The 16134-nt window shown below is 63.1% G+C and carries 16 protein-coding genes; 13 read left to right on the forward strand and 3 right to left on the reverse strand.

Going from position 1 to position 16134, the window contains the following annotated elements:
* The first annotated feature begins 46 nt into the window (after nt 1-46).
* From LMTR13_RS19225 to LMTR13_RS19240, 4 genes are all read left to right on the forward strand, one after another.
* Nucleotides 47-1678: a CTP synthase gene (locus tag LMTR13_RS19225; protein ID WP_065729198.1), complete on the forward strand. Its 1632-nt coding sequence runs from the start codon at nt 47-49 to the stop codon at nt 1676-1678.
* A 191-nt stretch (nt 1679-1869) separates the two neighbouring features.
* A complete protein-coding gene (locus LMTR13_RS19230; RefSeq protein WP_065729199.1) occupies nt 1870-2196 on the forward strand; it encodes an NIPSNAP family protein in 327 nt (108 codons plus the stop codon).
* Nucleotides 2197-2290: 94 nt separating this feature from the next.
* Nucleotides 2291-3142 carry a 3-deoxy-8-phosphooctulonate synthase gene (gene kdsA, locus LMTR13_RS19235; protein WP_065729200.1) on the forward strand — a complete coding sequence of 284 codons (852 nt, stop codon included), beginning with the start codon at nt 2291-2293 and terminating at the stop codon, nt 3140-3142.
* 14 nt (nt 3143-3156) lie between these two features.
* A complete protein-coding gene (locus LMTR13_RS19240; protein WP_065732810.1) occupies nt 3157-4332 on the forward strand; it encodes an MFS transporter in 1176 nt (391 codons plus the stop codon).
* A 104-nt stretch (nt 4333-4436) separates the two neighbouring features.
* Here the strand turns inward: LMTR13_RS19240 and queF are convergent, their stop codons facing one another.
* Genes queF through LMTR13_RS19255 form a run of 3 tightly spaced genes read right to left on the reverse strand, consistent with a single transcriptional unit; the run spans nt 4437 to nt 6315 of the window.
* Nucleotides 4437-4901, reverse strand: coding sequence for a preQ(1) synthase (gene queF / locus LMTR13_RS19245; protein WP_065729201.1), 465 nt, complete (start codon nt 4899-4901; stop codon nt 4437-4439).
* Between the two features lie 56 nt (nt 4902-4957).
* A complete protein-coding gene (locus tag LMTR13_RS19250; RefSeq protein ID WP_065729202.1) occupies nt 4958-5332 on the reverse strand; it encodes a c-type cytochrome in 375 nt (124 codons plus the stop codon).
* Complete coding sequence (locus LMTR13_RS19255; RefSeq protein WP_065729203.1) at nt 5329-6315, reverse strand: Vgb family protein; 987 nt, start codon at nt 6313-6315, stop codon at nt 5329-5331. Before LMTR13_RS19255 ends, LMTR13_RS19250 begins: the two co-directional genes overlap by 4 nt.
* A gap of 179 nt (nt 6316-6494) precedes the next feature.
* Here LMTR13_RS19255 and eno point away from each other — a divergent pair, with 179 nt between their 5' ends.
* From eno to lpdA, 9 genes are all read left to right on the forward strand, one after another.
* Nucleotides 6495-7778: a phosphopyruvate hydratase gene (gene eno / locus LMTR13_RS19260; protein WP_065729204.1), complete on the forward strand. Its 1284-nt coding sequence runs from the start codon at nt 6495-6497 to the stop codon at nt 7776-7778.
* Between the two features lie 47 nt (nt 7779-7825).
* The gene (locus tag LMTR13_RS19265; protein ID WP_065732811.1) at nt 7826-8962 is read left to right on the forward strand and encodes a zinc-binding dehydrogenase; all 1137 of its coding nucleotides are present in this window, start codon (nt 7826-7828) and stop codon (nt 8960-8962) included.
* A gap of 132 nt (nt 8963-9094) precedes the next feature.
* Complete coding sequence (locus tag LMTR13_RS19270; protein WP_065729205.1) at nt 9095-9649, forward strand: NADPH-dependent FMN reductase; 555 nt, start codon at nt 9095-9097, stop codon at nt 9647-9649.
* A 111-nt stretch (nt 9650-9760) separates the two neighbouring features.
* Complete coding sequence (locus LMTR13_RS19275; protein ID WP_065729206.1) at nt 9761-10078, forward strand: FtsB family cell division protein; 318 nt, start codon at nt 9761-9763, stop codon at nt 10076-10078.
* A 230-nt stretch (nt 10079-10308) separates the two neighbouring features.
* The gene (gene pdhA / locus LMTR13_RS19280) at nt 10309-11331 is read left to right on the forward strand and encodes a pyruvate dehydrogenase (acetyl-transferring) E1 component subunit alpha (RefSeq protein ID WP_065729207.1); all 1023 of its coding nucleotides are present in this window, start codon (nt 10309-10311) and stop codon (nt 11329-11331) included.
* A 103-nt stretch (nt 11332-11434) separates the two neighbouring features.
* On the forward strand, nt 11435-12835 hold the full coding sequence (locus LMTR13_RS19285; RefSeq protein WP_065729208.1) for a pyruvate dehydrogenase complex E1 component subunit beta: 1401 nt from the start codon (nt 11435-11437) through the stop codon (nt 12833-12835).
* Between the two features lie 6 nt (nt 12836-12841).
* Nucleotides 12842-13147, forward strand: a complete 306-nt coding sequence (locus LMTR13_RS19290) for a DUF5076 domain-containing protein (protein WP_028345892.1) — start codon at nt 12842-12844, stop codon at nt 13145-13147.
* 2 nt (nt 13148-13149) lie between these two features.
* Nucleotides 13150-14493 carry a pyruvate dehydrogenase complex dihydrolipoamide acetyltransferase gene (locus LMTR13_RS19295; protein ID WP_065729209.1) on the forward strand — a complete coding sequence of 448 codons (1344 nt, stop codon included), beginning with the start codon at nt 13150-13152 and terminating at the stop codon, nt 14491-14493.
* Between the two features lie 145 nt (nt 14494-14638).
* The gene (gene lpdA, locus LMTR13_RS19300; protein WP_065729210.1) at nt 14639-16057 is read left to right on the forward strand and encodes a dihydrolipoyl dehydrogenase; all 1419 of its coding nucleotides are present in this window, start codon (nt 14639-14641) and stop codon (nt 16055-16057) included.
* Nucleotides 16058-16134 lie beyond the last annotated feature (77 nt).

Consider the following 16134-nt stretch of genomic DNA (forward strand, 5'->3'; position numbering starts at 1 on the left):
GATTCGTTTTGGAGAATCGGGGCAGTGGCCTTAAAGGTAGAATCCCATGGCGCGGTACATATTCATCACCGGCGGCGTGGTTTCTTCGCTCGGAAAGGGTCTGGCTTCGGCGGCACTCGGTGCCCTGCTGCAGGCTCGCGGGTACAAGGTCCGTCTCCGCAAACTCGACCCCTATCTCAACCTCGATCCTGGAACGATGTCGCCGTATCAGCACGGCGAAGTGTTCGTGACCGATGACGGCGCCGAGACCGATCTCGATCTCGGCCATTACGAGCGTTTCACCGGGCGTCCGGCGACCAAGGCCGACAACATCACGACGGGGCGCATCTACCAGGACATCATCAGCAAGGAACGCCGCGGCGACTACCTCGGCGCGACGATTCAGGTCGTTCCGCACGTCACCAACGCGATCAAGGAATTCGTCCTCTCGGGAAATGACGAATATGATTTCGTGCTGGTCGAGATCGGCGGCACCGTCGGCGACATCGAAGGTCTGCCGTTCTTCGAGGCGATCCGTCAGCTCAAGAACGAGCTGCCGCGCGATCATGCGGTCTACATTCATTTGACGCTGCTGCCCTACATCCCGAGCGCGGGCGAACTGAAGACAAAACCGACCCAACACTCGGTGAAGGAGCTGCGTTCGATCGGCATCCAGCCGGATATCCTGCTCTGCCGCACCGATCGCGAAATCCCGAAGGAAGAGCGGCGCAAGCTCGGCCTGTTCTGCAACGTGCGCGAGAGCGCCGTGATCGAGGCGAGGGACGTCGACAATATTTACGCAGTGCCCGAGGCCTATCACGCCGCCGGCTTGGACGATGAGGTGCTGGCCGCGTTCGGCATCGCGCCAAAGATTCCGCCGGCGCTGCAAAGCTGGAACGTCATCAACGAGCGCGTGCGCAACCCCGAAGGCGCCGTGACGATTGCCATTGTCGGCAAGTACACCGGCATGAAGGACGCCTATAAATCGCTGATCGAGGCGCTGTCGCATGGCGGCATCGCCAACAAGGTGAAGGTCAATCTCGACTGGATCGAGAGCGAGGTGTTCGAGAACGAGGACCCGGCGCCGTTCCTCGAACACGTCAACGGCATTCTGGTGCCCGGCGGTTTCGGCCAGCGCGGCGCCGAAGGCAAGATCCGCGCGGCGCAATTCGCGCGCGAGCGCGACGTGCCGTATTTCGGCATCTGCTTCGGCATGCAGATGGCGGTGATCGAAGCCGCGCGCAACCTCGTCGGCATCGAGGAGGCCAACTCCACCGAATTCGGTCCGACCAAGGAGCCGCTGGTCGGCCTGATGACGGAATGGCTGCGCGGCAACGAGTTGGAGAAGCGCTCGCAGTCGGGCGATCTCGGCGGCACCATGCGCCTTGGCGCCTACCCCGCCATGCTGAAGCGCGGCAGCCGCGTCTCGGCCGTCTATGGCGGCGCCACTGAGATTTCAGAACGCCACCGCCACCGCTACGAGGTCAACACCGCGTACAAGGATCGCCTTGAACAGCATGGCCTGCGCTTCTCGGGCCTCTCGCCCGACGGCGTGCTGCCGGAGATCGTCGAATACGAGGACCATCCCTGGTTCATTGGCGTGCAGTTCCACCCCGAGCTGAAATCGCGCCCGTTCGAGCCGCATCCGCTGTTCGCGTCGTTCATTCAGGCGGCGGTGGTGCAGAGCCGGCTGGTGTAGATCTGCTACGAGCCGTAGGGTGGGCAAAGGCGCGCTCGCGCCGTGCCACCATCGCGCAGCACATACTTGGATCGAATGGTGGCACGGCGCTTCGCGCCTTTGCCCATCCTACACCTTTGACGAATGCGCCAATTGTTGCGACAAACCGCTCTCGTTACCTGCAAGAACAATAACCTTAGGGAGTAAAGCCGATGATCATGGAAATGCGCGTCTATCGCTGTCTGCCGGGCCGACTGCCGGCGCTGATGAAGCGCTTCGATACGCTGACGCTGAAACTGTGGGACAAGCATGGCATCAAGCAGGCCGGCTTCTTCACCACGCTGATCGGCACCTCCAATCAGGAACTGACCTACTTCATCGCCTGGGACTCGCTGGCCGACCGCGAAAAGAAATGGACCGCATTTCAGAGCGATCCCGACTGGATCGCCGGGCGCGCCAGAAGCGAGGAGGACGGCCAGATCATCGACAACATCGTCAGCCAGTTGCTGGTGCCCACCGCGTTCTCCGCGGTAAAATAACCGCCGGCGCAATCCTGATATTCAGGGGTTAAACGGGGTTGATCCTGAAGACGCGGACCGGCATGGTCCGCGCCTGACGTAAAGGAAAAATCCCTTGAACGCGAACCTTAAGGCAGCTCCGGTCGTCTCGGTCGGCAAAGTCAAATTCGGCAATGAGCTGCCGATTTCGATCATTGCCGGTCCGTGTCAGCTCGAAAGCCGCGCGCACGCCCTCGAAGTGGCGGGTGCGCTGAAAGAGATCGCAGGCCGGCTCGGCGTGGGCCTCGTCTACAAGACGTCCTTCGACAAGGCCAATCGAACCTCGGGCTCGGCCGCGCGGGGAATTGGCTTGGCGCAGGCCTTGCCGATCTTCGCCGAGATACGCTCCTCGCTCGGTTTGCCCGTGCTGACCGACGTGCACGAGACCGCCCAATGCGCCGAGGCGGCGCAGGCAGTGGACGTGCTGCAAATCCCGGCCTTCCTGTGCCGGCAGACGGACCTGCTGCTCGCGGCGGCGGCGACCGGCAAGGTCGTCAATGTGAAGAAGGGCCAGTTCCTCGCGCCGTGGGAAATGACCAACGTCGTCACCAAGATCACCGGCGGCGGTAATCCGAACGTGCTGGTCACCGAACGCGGCGCCTCGTTCGGCTACAACACGCTGGTCTCGGACATGCGTGCGCTGCCGATCATGGCGCAGACGACCGGTGCGCCGGTCATTTTCGACGCCACCCATTCAGTGCAGCAGCCCGGAGGGAAGGGCACCTCATCCGGCGGCCAGCGCGAATTCGTTCCGGTGCTGGCGCGCGCCGCGGTCGCGGTCGGCGTCGCCGGCGTGTTCATCGAGACCCATCCCGATCCCGATCATGCGCCGTCGGACGGGCCCAACATGGTGCCGCTGCGCGAGTTCGAAGCCTTGGTGAAGAGGCTGATGGGTTTTGACGCGCTGGCCAAGAACGCCTTGCCGTGACCGCAACCAGCGGCATGCCGCCGGCGCTCAATATCATTGCGCTCGCGACCTTTTCGGCAAGCCTGTCCGCCCGCGCGCTCGATCCGGTGCTACCGCATGTAGCCGAGGAATTCTCCGTCAGCATCGCGACCGCCGCGAGCTTTGCCGCCGTCTTCGCCTTCACCTTCGCCATCATCCAGCCGGTGCTCGGCGCCCTGGCCGACATGTTCGGCAAGGCGCGCCTGATGATCGTTTGCCTGGTGCTGCTCGGCTTCGCCCACATTCTCGGCTCACTATCGACCTCGTTCGGCATGCTGTTCGCCTCGCGGATTCTCGCCGGCATCGGCGCCGGCGGCGTATTCCCGGTCGCGCTCAGCTTGACCAGCGATCTCGTCGGTCCCGATAAGCGCCAGGTAGCGATCGGACGGACGCTGGCCGGCGCAATGGCCGGCAATATCCTGGGGGCATCGGCGGCTGGCCTGATCGGCGACTTTCTCGGCTGGCGCGGCGTGCTCGCCGTCCTCGGGGGATTGGTGGTGCTATCGTCAGTCGCGGTGGCGGCCGGATTCCGCGGCGCTGCGTTGACGCGCCCGCCGCGTACCAGCCTTGCGCAGCTCCGTAAAGGTTATCGGACCATCTTCAGCAATCCGAACGCGCGCATCTGCTACGGGGCGGTGTTCATCGAGGGCTGCTGCGTGCTCGGGTTGTTTCCCTTCATCGCGGCGTTTCTGTTCGAGCTCGGCGAAACCTCGCTGTCGGTCGCCGGCATCGTCATCGCAGGCTTCGCCGTCGGCGGTCTGTTCTACACCATGACGGTGTCGCGCTTTCTGCCGAGGATCGGCGTTAACGGCATGATGATCGGAGGAGCGACGCTGGTCGGTGTACAACTCATCGCGGTGGCGATGGGTCCGGAATGGAGGCTGCAAACGCTCAGCCTGATCTTCATGGGCTGGGGATTCTACATGATCCACGGCAGCCTGCAGGTATTCGCCAGCGAATTGTCGGCAGAAGCGCGCGCGAGCGCATTGTCGCTGCACGCGTTCTTTTTCTTCATGGGCCAGACCGTCGGCCCGATCGCCTACGGCTTCGGCATCCAGCATGCCGGCAAGGTGCCGACCTTGCTCGGCGCGGCGGCCGTGATGATCGCGCTGGGCCTCGTCTGCGCTCGGTTGCTGCGCCAGACGCCGCCGGCGGACGCGGCGGCGAAGTAATCCGCGTAGCTAACAAGTGCAACCGCGTGCGCCTGATCCTCGCCAATGCCAAGGTCGATTTGCTCAGCGCATAGTCCGGCACCGCGTCCGGGACACGAGAGGCGTCATCCCCGCCCGCGATACGGCGCGACGCCCTGATCGGGCACCCACACGTCCTTCGGCAGTTTGCCGGTCTGCCAGAACACGTCGATCGGGATGCCGCCGCGCGGATACCAATAGCCGCCGATGCGTAAGAACTTCGGTTTGATCTCGATCGCGATCCGCTTGCCGATCATGACCGTGCAATCCTCGTGGAAGGCGCCGTGATTGCGAAAGCTCGCGACGTAGAGCTTTAGCGATTTGGACTCCAGCAGCCATTGTCCCGGCACATAGTCGATCACGAGATGCGCGAAATCCGGCTGGCCGGTCACGGGGCAAATCGAAGTGAACTCTGGCGCGGTGAAGCGAACCAGATAATTGGTGCCGGCTTGCGGATTGGGCACGCGGTCGAGCTGCGCCTTTTCAGGGCTATCAGGCCATTCCACGGCGCGGCCGAGCTGCAATGATTGGGGTAATGATTTCTTGGCCATTCTGATCGTCCTTTGCGTGCGCAGACATGGCCGCAACGGGCCGTGATCGTCAACCGTTACCGGGAGGACGGATCGGCGAGAAATCGCACCAACGCCTGCCGCTCAGCAGCGTCCTCAACCCCGCGGATCGACATCCACAATCCCGGAAACATCGCGGCTGGATCGGCGAGGAACGTATCGAGCCGCTTCGCATCCCAGCGCAACCCTTCCTCGCGCGCCTTGCGCAGCGCCGGCGAATAGTCGAACTCGGGATCGCCGGCCACCGTGCGGCCGATCAGCCCGGAAAGATTGGGACCGGGCAGGCCTCGCTCAGCGGGATCGAGGCTGTGGCAGGCGCGGCAGGGCGCAAACGCCCGCGCGCCGCCTTCTTCCGCGAGGGCGGGAAGGGGCAGGGAAAACAACAACAGCAGCGGGACGGTGAAGAACTTCACGCGACCGTCTGTATCACGACCAGCCGGTCATTGCCGGATTCGCCGCCCCAGGTTTCGCCGGGCCGGCCGTCGAGCTGGCGCACATTCGCGCCTGGCTTGTCGCTGGGGAATGCGTTGAACTTTTCCGTCACCGGATCGAAGCGCACGATCGCATTGGCACCGAAATCGGTAAGCCAGACCTTATCCTTATCGTCGACGTAAACCGCATAAGCGCGCGGGCTTGTGCCGGGCAATTTCCACGCCTTCCAGGAGCCGTCGGCTGGATCGTGCACCGACACATTGCCGCTATTCCATTCGCTGACCCAAATCCGGCCCTTCGAATCCGACCATACCCGGCGCGCGCCCTGCTTGGGTGTGGGTGGCTCGACCACAGTCGCGTTGCCGGTCGCCGGATCGATCTTTGCGATGTGGTTGCCTGCGAGCGAGGCATACCAGATATCGCCGTTCGGCGTGACGGTCATGCCGTAAGTGCCCGGGCCGCGTGGCGATTTGAACACGGTCATGTCGCCCGATTTGGGGTCGAGCCGGCCGTAGATACCGGACTGGCCGGTGAACCAGTAGATGCCGCCTCTGTCGAATACGCCGGTGTTGAGGTTGGCGTAGGCCTCCTTTTCGGGCAGGCGGAACAGCGTCACCTTGTGATCACTGGGATCGACGCGCGCGATCGCGTTCTGTCCACCCTCAGTGATCCAGGGCGCGCCATCTGGACCGATGATGACACCATGGGGCGCGGCGCCCTTGCCGAGGTTGACCAGCTTGTAGGAGCCATCGCGCGGATCGAGCCGGCCGAGTGTCCCATTACGCTGGCCGCAGAACCAGATCGAGCCATCAGGGGCGGGGGTCGTGTCGCGCGAACCCGTGCCGGGCGCGACCGGATAATATTTGACGCGGAACGGACCTTCCTGTGCATTCGCGTGGCGCAGGATGGCCGGCGCGGCAAGAATTCCCGCGGCGGCGGTTCCAAGAAACTGGCGGCGATTCATTGCGTTACCCCGGCTTGTGAACATGAAGGTTTGGACGCCGATATCGAACCCTGAAGCAGTCTATCCTCACCGAGCGGTACCGTCCGGAAAAGGCCATTCCTCAAGCGTTCACATTTGCTTGCGTGCCGTGTAAGACCGCCCCCGAAACCCGACCACCCCTTCCCAGGAAAGTTTAAGACATGACCGCCATCGTCGACATCATTGGCCGTGAAATTCTCGATAGCCGGGGCAACCCCACCGTTGAAGTCGACGTGGTGCTGGAAGACGGCTCGATCGGCCGCGCGGCGGTTCCCTCCGGTGCCTCCACCGGCGCCCATGAGGCCGTCGAGCTGCGCGACGGCGACAAGCAGCGCTATCTCGGCAAGGGCGTGCAGAAGGCGGTGGAAGCCGTCAACGGCGAAATCTTCGAGGCGCTCAGCGATCAGGCCGTCGAGGACCAGGTCCACATCGACCAGATCATGATCGATCTCGACGGCACGCCGAACAAGAGCAGGCTCGGCGCCAACGCCATCCTCGGCGTTTCGCTGGCCTGCGCCAAGGCGGCGGCCGAATCCTTCGACATGCCGCTCTATCGCTATGTCGGCGGCACCTCGGCGCGGACGTTGCCGGTGCCGATGATGAACATCATCAATGGCGGCGTGCATGCCGACAACCCGATCGACTTCCAGGAATTCATGATCCTTCCCGTCGGCGCCGCGAGCTTCGCCGAGGCCCTGCGCTGCGGCTCGGAAATCTTCCACACGCTGCGCAGCGAACTGAAGAAGGCCGGCCACAACACCAATGTCGGCGACGAGGGCGGCTTTGCGCCGAACCTGCCGTCGGCGGATGCAGCGCTGGAGTTCGTCGTCAGCGCGATCGGGAAGGCCGGCTACAAGGCGGGCAGCGACGTCATGCTCGGCCTCGACTGCGCCGCAACCGAGTTCTTCAAGGACGGCAACTACGTCTATGGCGGCGAGAACAAGACCCGTTCGCGCTCCGAGCAGGCGAAATATCTCGCCGATCTCGTTGCGCGCTATCCGATCGTTACCATCGAGGACGGCATGTCCGAGGACGACATGGAAGGCTGGAGGGAATTGACCGATCTGATCGGCAAGAAGTGCCAGCTCGTCGGCGACGATCTGTTCGTCACCAACGTCACCCGGCTTGCCGACGGCATCAAGAACGGCCGCGCCAATTCGATCCTGATCAAGGTCAACCAGATCGGTACGCTGACCGAGACGCTCGCCGCCGTCGAACTGGCGCACAAATACGGCTACACGTCCGTGATGTCGCACCGTTCCGGCGAGACGGAAGATTCCACCATCGCCGATCTCGCGGTCGCCACCAATTGCGGCCAGATCAAAACCGGATCGCTGGCCCGCTCCGACCGCACCGCCAAGTACAACCAGCTCCTGCGCATCGAGCAGCAACTCGGCGCGCAGGCGAAATATGCCGGCAAAGCGGCGTTGAAGGCTCTGGCGTAACGCATCCGCGTACCCAGATAGAACGAACACAAAGGGGGAGGATGGCGATGAGTGACGGCAAGAGCGGGCTTCAACTGCGTTCGCTGCTCAAGAAGAGCGGCGAACTCGAACTGTCGCTGCTGGACGTCCCGACGCCGGAGCCGGCCGACGACGAAGTCGTGGTTCGTGTCGAGGCGACCCCGATCAATCCGTCCGACCTCGGGCTGCTGATCGGTCCGGCCGACATGTCGACGGCGAAGGAGTCCGGCACCAACGACGCGCCTGTGGTCACGGCGAAGATGCCGGAAGCCGCGATGCGGATGATGGCGGCGCGCCTCGACCAGTCGCTCCCCGTCGGCAATGAAGGTGCCGGCGTAGTGATCAGGACCGGATCCTCGGACGCTGCGAAAGCGCTGATGGGCAAGGCGGTCTCGATGATCGGCGGCGCGATGTACACGCAGTTTCGCACCATCAAGGTCAGGGACGTCATGGAGCTGCCACCCGGGACCACACCGGCCGACGGCGCGTCATGGTTCGTCAATCCGCTGACCGCGCTCGGCATGACCGAAACGATGCGGCGTGAGAACCACAAGGCGCTGGTTCATACCGCTGCCGCTTCCAATCTCGGCCAGATGCTCAACAAGATCTGCATCAAAGACGGCATCGGCCTCGTCAACATCGTGCGCAGCAAGGAGCAGGCCGACATCCTGCACAAGATCGGCGCCAAATATGTCGTCGATTCCACGTCAGACACGTTCATGGACGACCTGACCAATGCGCTGGTGGAAACCGGTGCCACGATCGCGTTCGACGCCATCGGCGGCGGCAAGCTGGCAAGCCAGATTCTCACCTGCATGGAGATCGCGGCCAACAAGACCGCCAAGGAATACAGCCGCTACGGCTCGAACGTGTACAAGCAGGTCTATATCTACGGCAGCCTCGATAACCGCCCGACCGAACTGAGCCGCGCCTTCGGCCTGACCTGGGGCGTTGGCGGCTGGCTCCTGACGCCGTTCCTGCAGAAGATCGGTCCCGCCGAAATCGGCCGGCTACGCCAGCGCGTGGCCTCCGAGCTCAAGACCACCTTCGCGAGCCACTACACGCAAACTGTGTCGCTGCAGGAGACGCTGCAGCTTTCCAATATCGCCGTCTACAACAAGCGCTCCACCGGCGAGAAATTCCTGATCAATCCGAGCAAGGTTTGACGCGACCAAGGGCGTTCATCCCGCCGCGAACAAGACAGGCCGCCCGAAAAGGGCGGCCTTCATGCACTTGCATCCTTTTTGCCGATCTGGCTTAAGTGAGCGCAGGCGCTTTTGCTGTAACAGGGAAATCCAATGGCCACCCATACCATCGTCACGATCGTCGGCTCTCTCCGCAAGGAGAGCTTTTCGCTCAAGGTCGCCAACGCGCTCGCCAAACTGGCGCCGGCTTCGCTCAAGCTCGACGTGACCACGCTGCATGACATTTCCTTCTTCAACCAGGACCTGGAAGCCAATCCCCCGGCCGACTGGCTTGCCTTCCGCGAGAAGCTGCAGAAGTCGAACGGCGTGCTGTTCGTGACGCCCGAATATAACCGCTCGATTCCCGGCGTGTTGAAGAATGCGATCGACGTCGGGTCGCGCCCCTATGGCAAGAGCTCCTTCCTTGGCAAGCCGACCGGCATCGTCAGCAACTCGCCCGGCGCGCTCGGCGGCGTCAGTGCGGCCAAGCATTTGCAGAACATCCTGCCCGGTATTTCCGGCCCGATCCTCGGCCAGCCCGAAATCTACCTCAACGGCATCGGCGACGCTTTTAACGAGAAGGGCGAACTCGTGAAGGAAGCGGTGCAGAAGGTGCTGCAGCAATATATCAACGCGTTCGCGGCGTTTATTGAACAGCAGAACAGGTAAACAAGCCTATCTCCGTCATTGCGACCTGGTGGCTCACAATGACGGGGCGCCGTTCTCGTTCGCCTCCGCCGCCTTAGCATTCCATTAACCCAGCCGTCGCATCTTGGCGGCATGGTCTCCCGCGCCCGATTGAAATCCATCCTGACCGGACTTGCCCTCTATACGGTGGCGGCGATGATGGTCGGCTATTTCGGCGTCAACGCCTATACCGGCAAGTACGGCTTGAACGCGCGCCAGGAGCTTGATCAGGAAATCATCGCGCTGACTTCGGAACTGGCGCGGCTGAAGCGGGAGCGGGCAGAGGGCGAGCAGCGGGTATCGCTGCTGCGCTCCGACCGGGTCGACCCCGACATGCTGGATGAGCGTGCGCGCTTTCAACTCGACTACGCCAATCCGCGCGATCTGATCCGGATCGTCAGGCCGAACTGACTTCAGACGCTCTGCCGTTGGCCCTGCATATCGGAAAGATCGTTACGCAGGGATGACGTCTCGACGCCCGGTCCGCAAATTTCAAAAAATCGCGAAATCAATTTCGAAAATGTCGCGGCCCACATTGCACTGCGGCATAGCAATATTTTCTCCAGCGCACGCAATCCTTTCACGGCGGTTTGAGTTGGGATAGAGAGGGCTGATCCGTCTCTCTTTCACCCGGAATTGCCATGGCTGCACCCAAGAAAAGCGTCCCGAAAGAATCAGGGCAGGAGAAGGCAAACGGGTCCCCACCGGAATTCACCAAGGCGCAGGAGCTGGCCGCGCTGCGGGACATGCTCCTGATCCGGCGCTTCGAGGAAAAGGCCGGCCAGCTCTACGGCATGGGTGCGATCGGCGGCTTCTGCCATCTCTATATCGGCCAGGAAGCTGTGGTGGTCGGAATGCAGATGGCCCTGAAGAAGGGCGATCAGGTCATAACGGGATACCGTGACCACGGCCACATGCTGGCCTGCGGGATGGACGCCAACGGCGTCATGGCCGAACTCACCGGCCGGCGCGGCGGCTACTCCAAGGGCAAAGGCGGCTCCATGCACATGTTCAGCATGGAGAAGAATTTCTACGGAGGCCACGGTATCGTCGGCGCCCAGGTTTCGCTCGGGACCGGCCTTGCTTTCGCCAACCGGTATCGCGGCAATGATTTCGTCAGCGTCGCCTATTTCGGCGACGGCGCGTCTAACCAGGGCCAGGTCTACGAGAGCTTCAACATGGCGGAGCTGTGGAAGCTCCCGGTGATCTACGTGATCGAGAACAACCGCTACGCCATGGGCACGTCGGTGACGCGTTCCTCGGCCCTGACCGATTTTTCCAAACGCGGCGCTTCCTTCAACATTCCGGGTCAGCAGGTCGACGGCATGGATGTCCGCGCCGTAAAGGCTGCCGGCGACGAGGCGGTCGCCTGGTGCCGCGCCGGCAAGGGGCCGTTCATCCTGGAAATGCAGACCTATCGCTACCGCGGTCACTCGATGTCCGACCCGGCGAAATACCGGACCCGCGAAGAGGTCGAGAAAATCCGCACCGACCAGGACCCGATCGAGCAGGTGCGCAACCGTCTGCTCGCCGCCAAGGTCAGCGAGCAGGAGTTGAAGGCGATCGACGCCGAGGTCCGCGAGATCGTCAACGCATCCGCCGACTTCGCCCAGCGCGATCCCGAGCCCGATCCGTCCGAGCTCTGGACCGACGTCTACCGCTGACTTCAAACCACGCGCAGAACTAGAGTGTGATCCGGAAAGTGGAAACCGGTTTTCCGAAACGATCATGCTCAAACGATCTAAAGAGTGATTTTCGGGAGCCGATATGCCCATTCAAGTGCTGATGCCTGCGCTGTCGCCCACCATGGAGAAGGGCAACCTTGCGAAGTGGCTGAAGAAGGAAGGCGAGACGATCAAATCGGGCGATGTCATCGCCGAGATCGAGACCGACAAGGCGACGATGGAAGTCGAGGCGACCGATGAGGGCACGCTCGGCAAGATATTGATCCCGGAAGGCACCGCCGACGTCGCCGTCAATACGCCGATCGCGACCATTCTGGCCGACGGCGAGAGCGCCGCCGATCTCGGCAAGGCCAGCGCGCCGGCGCAAGCGGCGAAGGCCGCGGAATCCGCGCCCCCTGCTGAAGCCAAAGCGGAAGCGCCGCAGCCCAAGGCCGAGAAGGCGCCTGCCGCGCCGCCGGCCGCGGTCGCCGAGCCCGATCCGGAAGTCCCTGCCGGTACCGAGATGATCACCCAGACCATCCGCGAAGCCTTGCGCGATGCGATGGCGGAAGAAATGCGGCGCGACCCCGACGTGTTCATCATGGGCGAGGAGGTCGCGGAATATCAGGGCGCCTACAAGGTGACCCAGGGCCTGCTGCAGGAATTCGGCGCGCGGCGCGTGATCGATACCCCGATCACCGAGCACGGCTTTGCCGGCGTCGGCGTCGGTGCGGCGATGTCGGGGCTGAAGCCGATCGTCGAGTTCATGACCTTCAACTTCGCCATGCAGGCGATCGACCAGATCATCAACTCGGCGGCCAAGACGCTGTACATGTCGGGCGGCCAGATGGGCTGCTCGATCGTCTTCCGCGGCCCGAACGGCGCCGCCGCCCGCGTTGCCGCCCAGCACAGCCAGGACTACTCGGCCTGGTACTCGCAAGTTCCCGGACTGAAAGTGATCGCGCCGTTCTCGGCGGCCGACTACAAGGGGCTGCTCAAGGCCGCGATCCGCGATCCCAACCCGGTCATCTTCCTCGAAAACGAAGTCCTGTACGGCCACACCGGCGAGGTGCCGAAACTCGACGACTACGTGATCCCGATCGGCAAGGCGCGTATCGTTCGCTCGGGCAAGGACGTAACGCTGATCTCGTGGTCGAACGGGATGACCTACGCGCTGAAGGCGGCCGACGAGCTCGCGAAGGAAGGCATCGAGGCCGAGGTGATCGACCTGCGCACGCTGCGACCGATGGACACCGAGACGATCATCGCATCGGTGAAGAAGACCGGCCGTGCGGTGACGGTGGAGGAGGGCTGGCAGCAGTCCGGCGTCGGCGCCGAGATTGCCGCGCGCATCATGGAGCACGCCTTCGACTATCTCGATGCGCCGGTCGCGCGGGTCTCGGGCAAGGACGTGCCGATGCCTTATGCCGCGAACCTCGAAAAGCTCGCATTGCCTTCCGTTGCCGAGGTGGTCGCAGCCGCCAAGGCCGTTTCTTATCGGTAGGTCCAGATGGCCGGTCCCAACGAACAACCGCTGCCGCCGGACGTGATCGGCCGCGAGGACGCCGTCGAAGTCCTGCGCGCCTTCGTCGTCGATGGCGGACTCTCGATCGCGTTCCAGCGCGCGTTCGAGGAGCCTGACATGTGGGGCCTCCTGCTGGTCGATATCGCCCGCCACGCCGCCCGCGCTTATGCGCGCGAGAGTGGCTACACCGAGGACGAGGCGCTCGCGCGCATCGTCGAGATGTTCGAAGCCGAAATCAATCGGCCGACCGACATGGGCTCCACCACGCCCCGGTCGCAACAGGGTCACTGACGATGCCGATCAACATTTTGATGCCCGCACTGTCGCCCACGATGGAAAAGGGCAACCTTGCCAAGTGGCTCAAGAAAGAGGGCGACAAGGTCAAGTCCGGCGACGTGATCGCGGAGATCGAGACCGACAAGGCGACGATGGAAGTGGAAGCCGTCGACGAGGGCACGATTGCCAAGATCCTGGTGCCGGAGGGCACGCAGGACGTCCCCGTCAACGACGTGATCGCGGTGTTGGCCGGCGACGGCGAGGACGTGAAGGCGGCTGGCGCCGCGCCCGCGCCGAAGGCGGCTGAAACGCCCAAAGAGGCGGCACCCAAAGAAGCGCCGAAGCCTGCTGCCGCGGCACCAACGCCTGCGCCCGCAGCGGCTCCCGCGCCTGCCCCTCAGGCGGCGGCTGCGCCTGCCAAGGGTAACGGCCAAGGCCGCATCTTCTCGTCGCCGCTCGCGCGCCGTCTCGCCAAGGATGCGGGCATTGATCTTTCGCGCATCAATGGCTCGGGCCCGCATGGCCGTGTTGTTGCACGCGACGTCGAGGACGCGAAATCCGGCAAGGGACTAAAAGCTCCGGCCGCAGTACCTGCGGCGGGTCCGAGCATCGCGCCGTCGATGTCCGACAAGCAGATTCTCGCGCTGTTCGAGGAGGGCACTTACGAAATCGTGCCGCATGACGGCATGCGCCGCACCATCGCGCAGCGGCTGACTGCGTCGGTGCAGACCGTGCCGCATTTTTATCTCACGATGGATTGCGACATCGGCAAACTCCTGGTCGCGCGTGAGGAGATCAACGCCGCCGCGCCCAAGGACAAGGAAAAGAAGCCGCTCTACAAGCTCTCGGTCAACGACTTCGTCATCAAGGCGATGGCGATCGCGCTGCAGCGGATTCCGAACTGCAACGTGAGCTGGACCGAAGGCGGCATGGTCAAGCACAAGCATTCCGACATCGGAGTGGCCGTTGCGATGCCGGGTGGCCTGATCACACCGATCATCCGCAAGGCGGAAACCAAAATGCTCTCGACCATCTCGTCCGAGATGAAGGACTTTGCCGCACGCGCGCGAGCCCGCAAGCTGAAGCCGGAAGAGTATCAGGGCGGCACCACCGCGGTGTCGAATCTCGGCATGTATGGCATCAATCACTTCACCGCCGTGATCAACCCGCCGCATGCGACCATCCTGGCCGTCGGCACCAGCGAGGAGCGTCCTGTGGTGCGCGCCGGCAAGATCGAGATCGCGCAGATGATGAGCGTGACGCTCTCCTGCGATCACCGCGCCATCGACGGCGCGCTAGGCGCCGAACTGATCGGCGCGTTCAAGCAGTTGATCGAAAACCCCGTCATGATGATGGTGTGACCATCATATGATGTAGCCCCCGTCATTTCGAGCGCAGCGAAGCAATCCATTTCACCGGCGACACGATAGATTGCTTCGTCGCAAGAGCTCCTCGCAATGACGAAAAGAACTGTGATGGTCGCACCACGATAACGAGCACATAGCCATGGCCGATACATCCTTCGACGTCATCATTATCGGCTCCGGCCCCGGCGGCTACGTCACCGCAATCCGCTCGGCGCAACTCGGCTTCAAGACCGCCATCGTCGAAAAATCCTATCTCGGCGGCATTTGCCTGAACTGGGGCTGCATCCCCACAAAAGCGCTTCTGCGCTCGGCTGAGATCTTTCACTACATGCAGCACGCCAAGGAGTACGGCCTCTCCGCGGAGAAAATATCGTTCGACCCGAAGGCCGTCGTGCAACGCTCGCGCGGCGTCTCGAAGCGACTGAATGACGGCGTCGGTTTCCTGATGAAGAAGAACAAGGTCACGGTGATCTGGGGCGACGCCTCGATCGACGCGCCCGGCAAGGTCACAGTGAAGAAGTCCGGCGTCGAGGCGCCGAAGGGGGCGCTGGGTGAGGGCGCCTATCAAGCCAAGCACATCATTCTCGCCACCGGCGCTCGGCCCCGCGTGCTGCCGGGACTGGAGCCCGACAAGAAGCTGGTCTGGACTTATTTCGAGGCCATGGTGCCGGAGCGGATGCCGAAATCGCTGCTGGTGGTCGGATCGGGCGCGATCGGCATCGAGTTTGCCTCGTTCTTCCACACCATGGGCGCGGACGTCACGGTGGTCGAGGTGCTGCCGCAGATCCTTCCCGTCGAGGATGCGGAGATTGCAGGCCTGGCGCGCAAGCGGTTCGAGAAGCTGGGCATCAAGATCCTCTCCAACACCAAGGTCACAAAGCTCGAGAAAAAGACCGACAGCGTCGTCGCCACCATCGACGACGGCAAGAAGCCGCAGACGGTCGAGTTCGAGCGGGTGATCTCGGCGGTCGGCGTGGTCGGCAACATCGAGGGGCTCGGGCTGGAAAAGCTCGGCGTCAAGACCGATCGCGGCGTCGTCGTGATCGACGGCTACGGCAAGACCAACGTGCCCGGCATCTACGCCATCGGTGACGTCGCCGGCCCGCCGATGCTGGCCCACAAGGCGGAGCATGAGGGCGTCGTCTGCATCGAGGCGATCAAGGGCCTGCACCCGCACGCCATGGACAAGAACCTCATTCCCGGCTGCACCTATTGCCACCCGCAGATTGCCTCGGTGGGCCTGACGGAAGCCAAGGCGAAAGAGGGCGGTCGCGAGATTCGCGTCGGCCGTTTCCCGTTCGTCGGCAACGGCAAGGCGATTGCGCTCGGCGAGGACCAGGGCCTCGTCAAGGTGATCTTCGACAAGAAGACGGGCCAATTGCTCGGCGCCCATATGATCGGGGCCGAGGTGACCGAGTTGATCCAGGGTTACGTGGTCGCGATGAATCTGGAGACGACAGAGGAGGAGTTGATGCACACCGTATTCCCGCATCCGACGCTGTCCGAGATGATGAAGGAGGCCGTACTGGACGCCTACGGCCGCGTGCTGAATATCTAGCCTAGTCCGTAACCGTCACGCGCGGGCTTGACCCGCGCATCCATCGCGCTTCACAAGAGCCTTGCGAAGAAGATGGA

The sequence above is a fragment of the Bradyrhizobium icense genome (assembly GCF_001693385.1).
Lineage (GTDB): Bacteria > Pseudomonadota > Alphaproteobacteria > Rhizobiales > Xanthobacteraceae > Bradyrhizobium > Bradyrhizobium icense.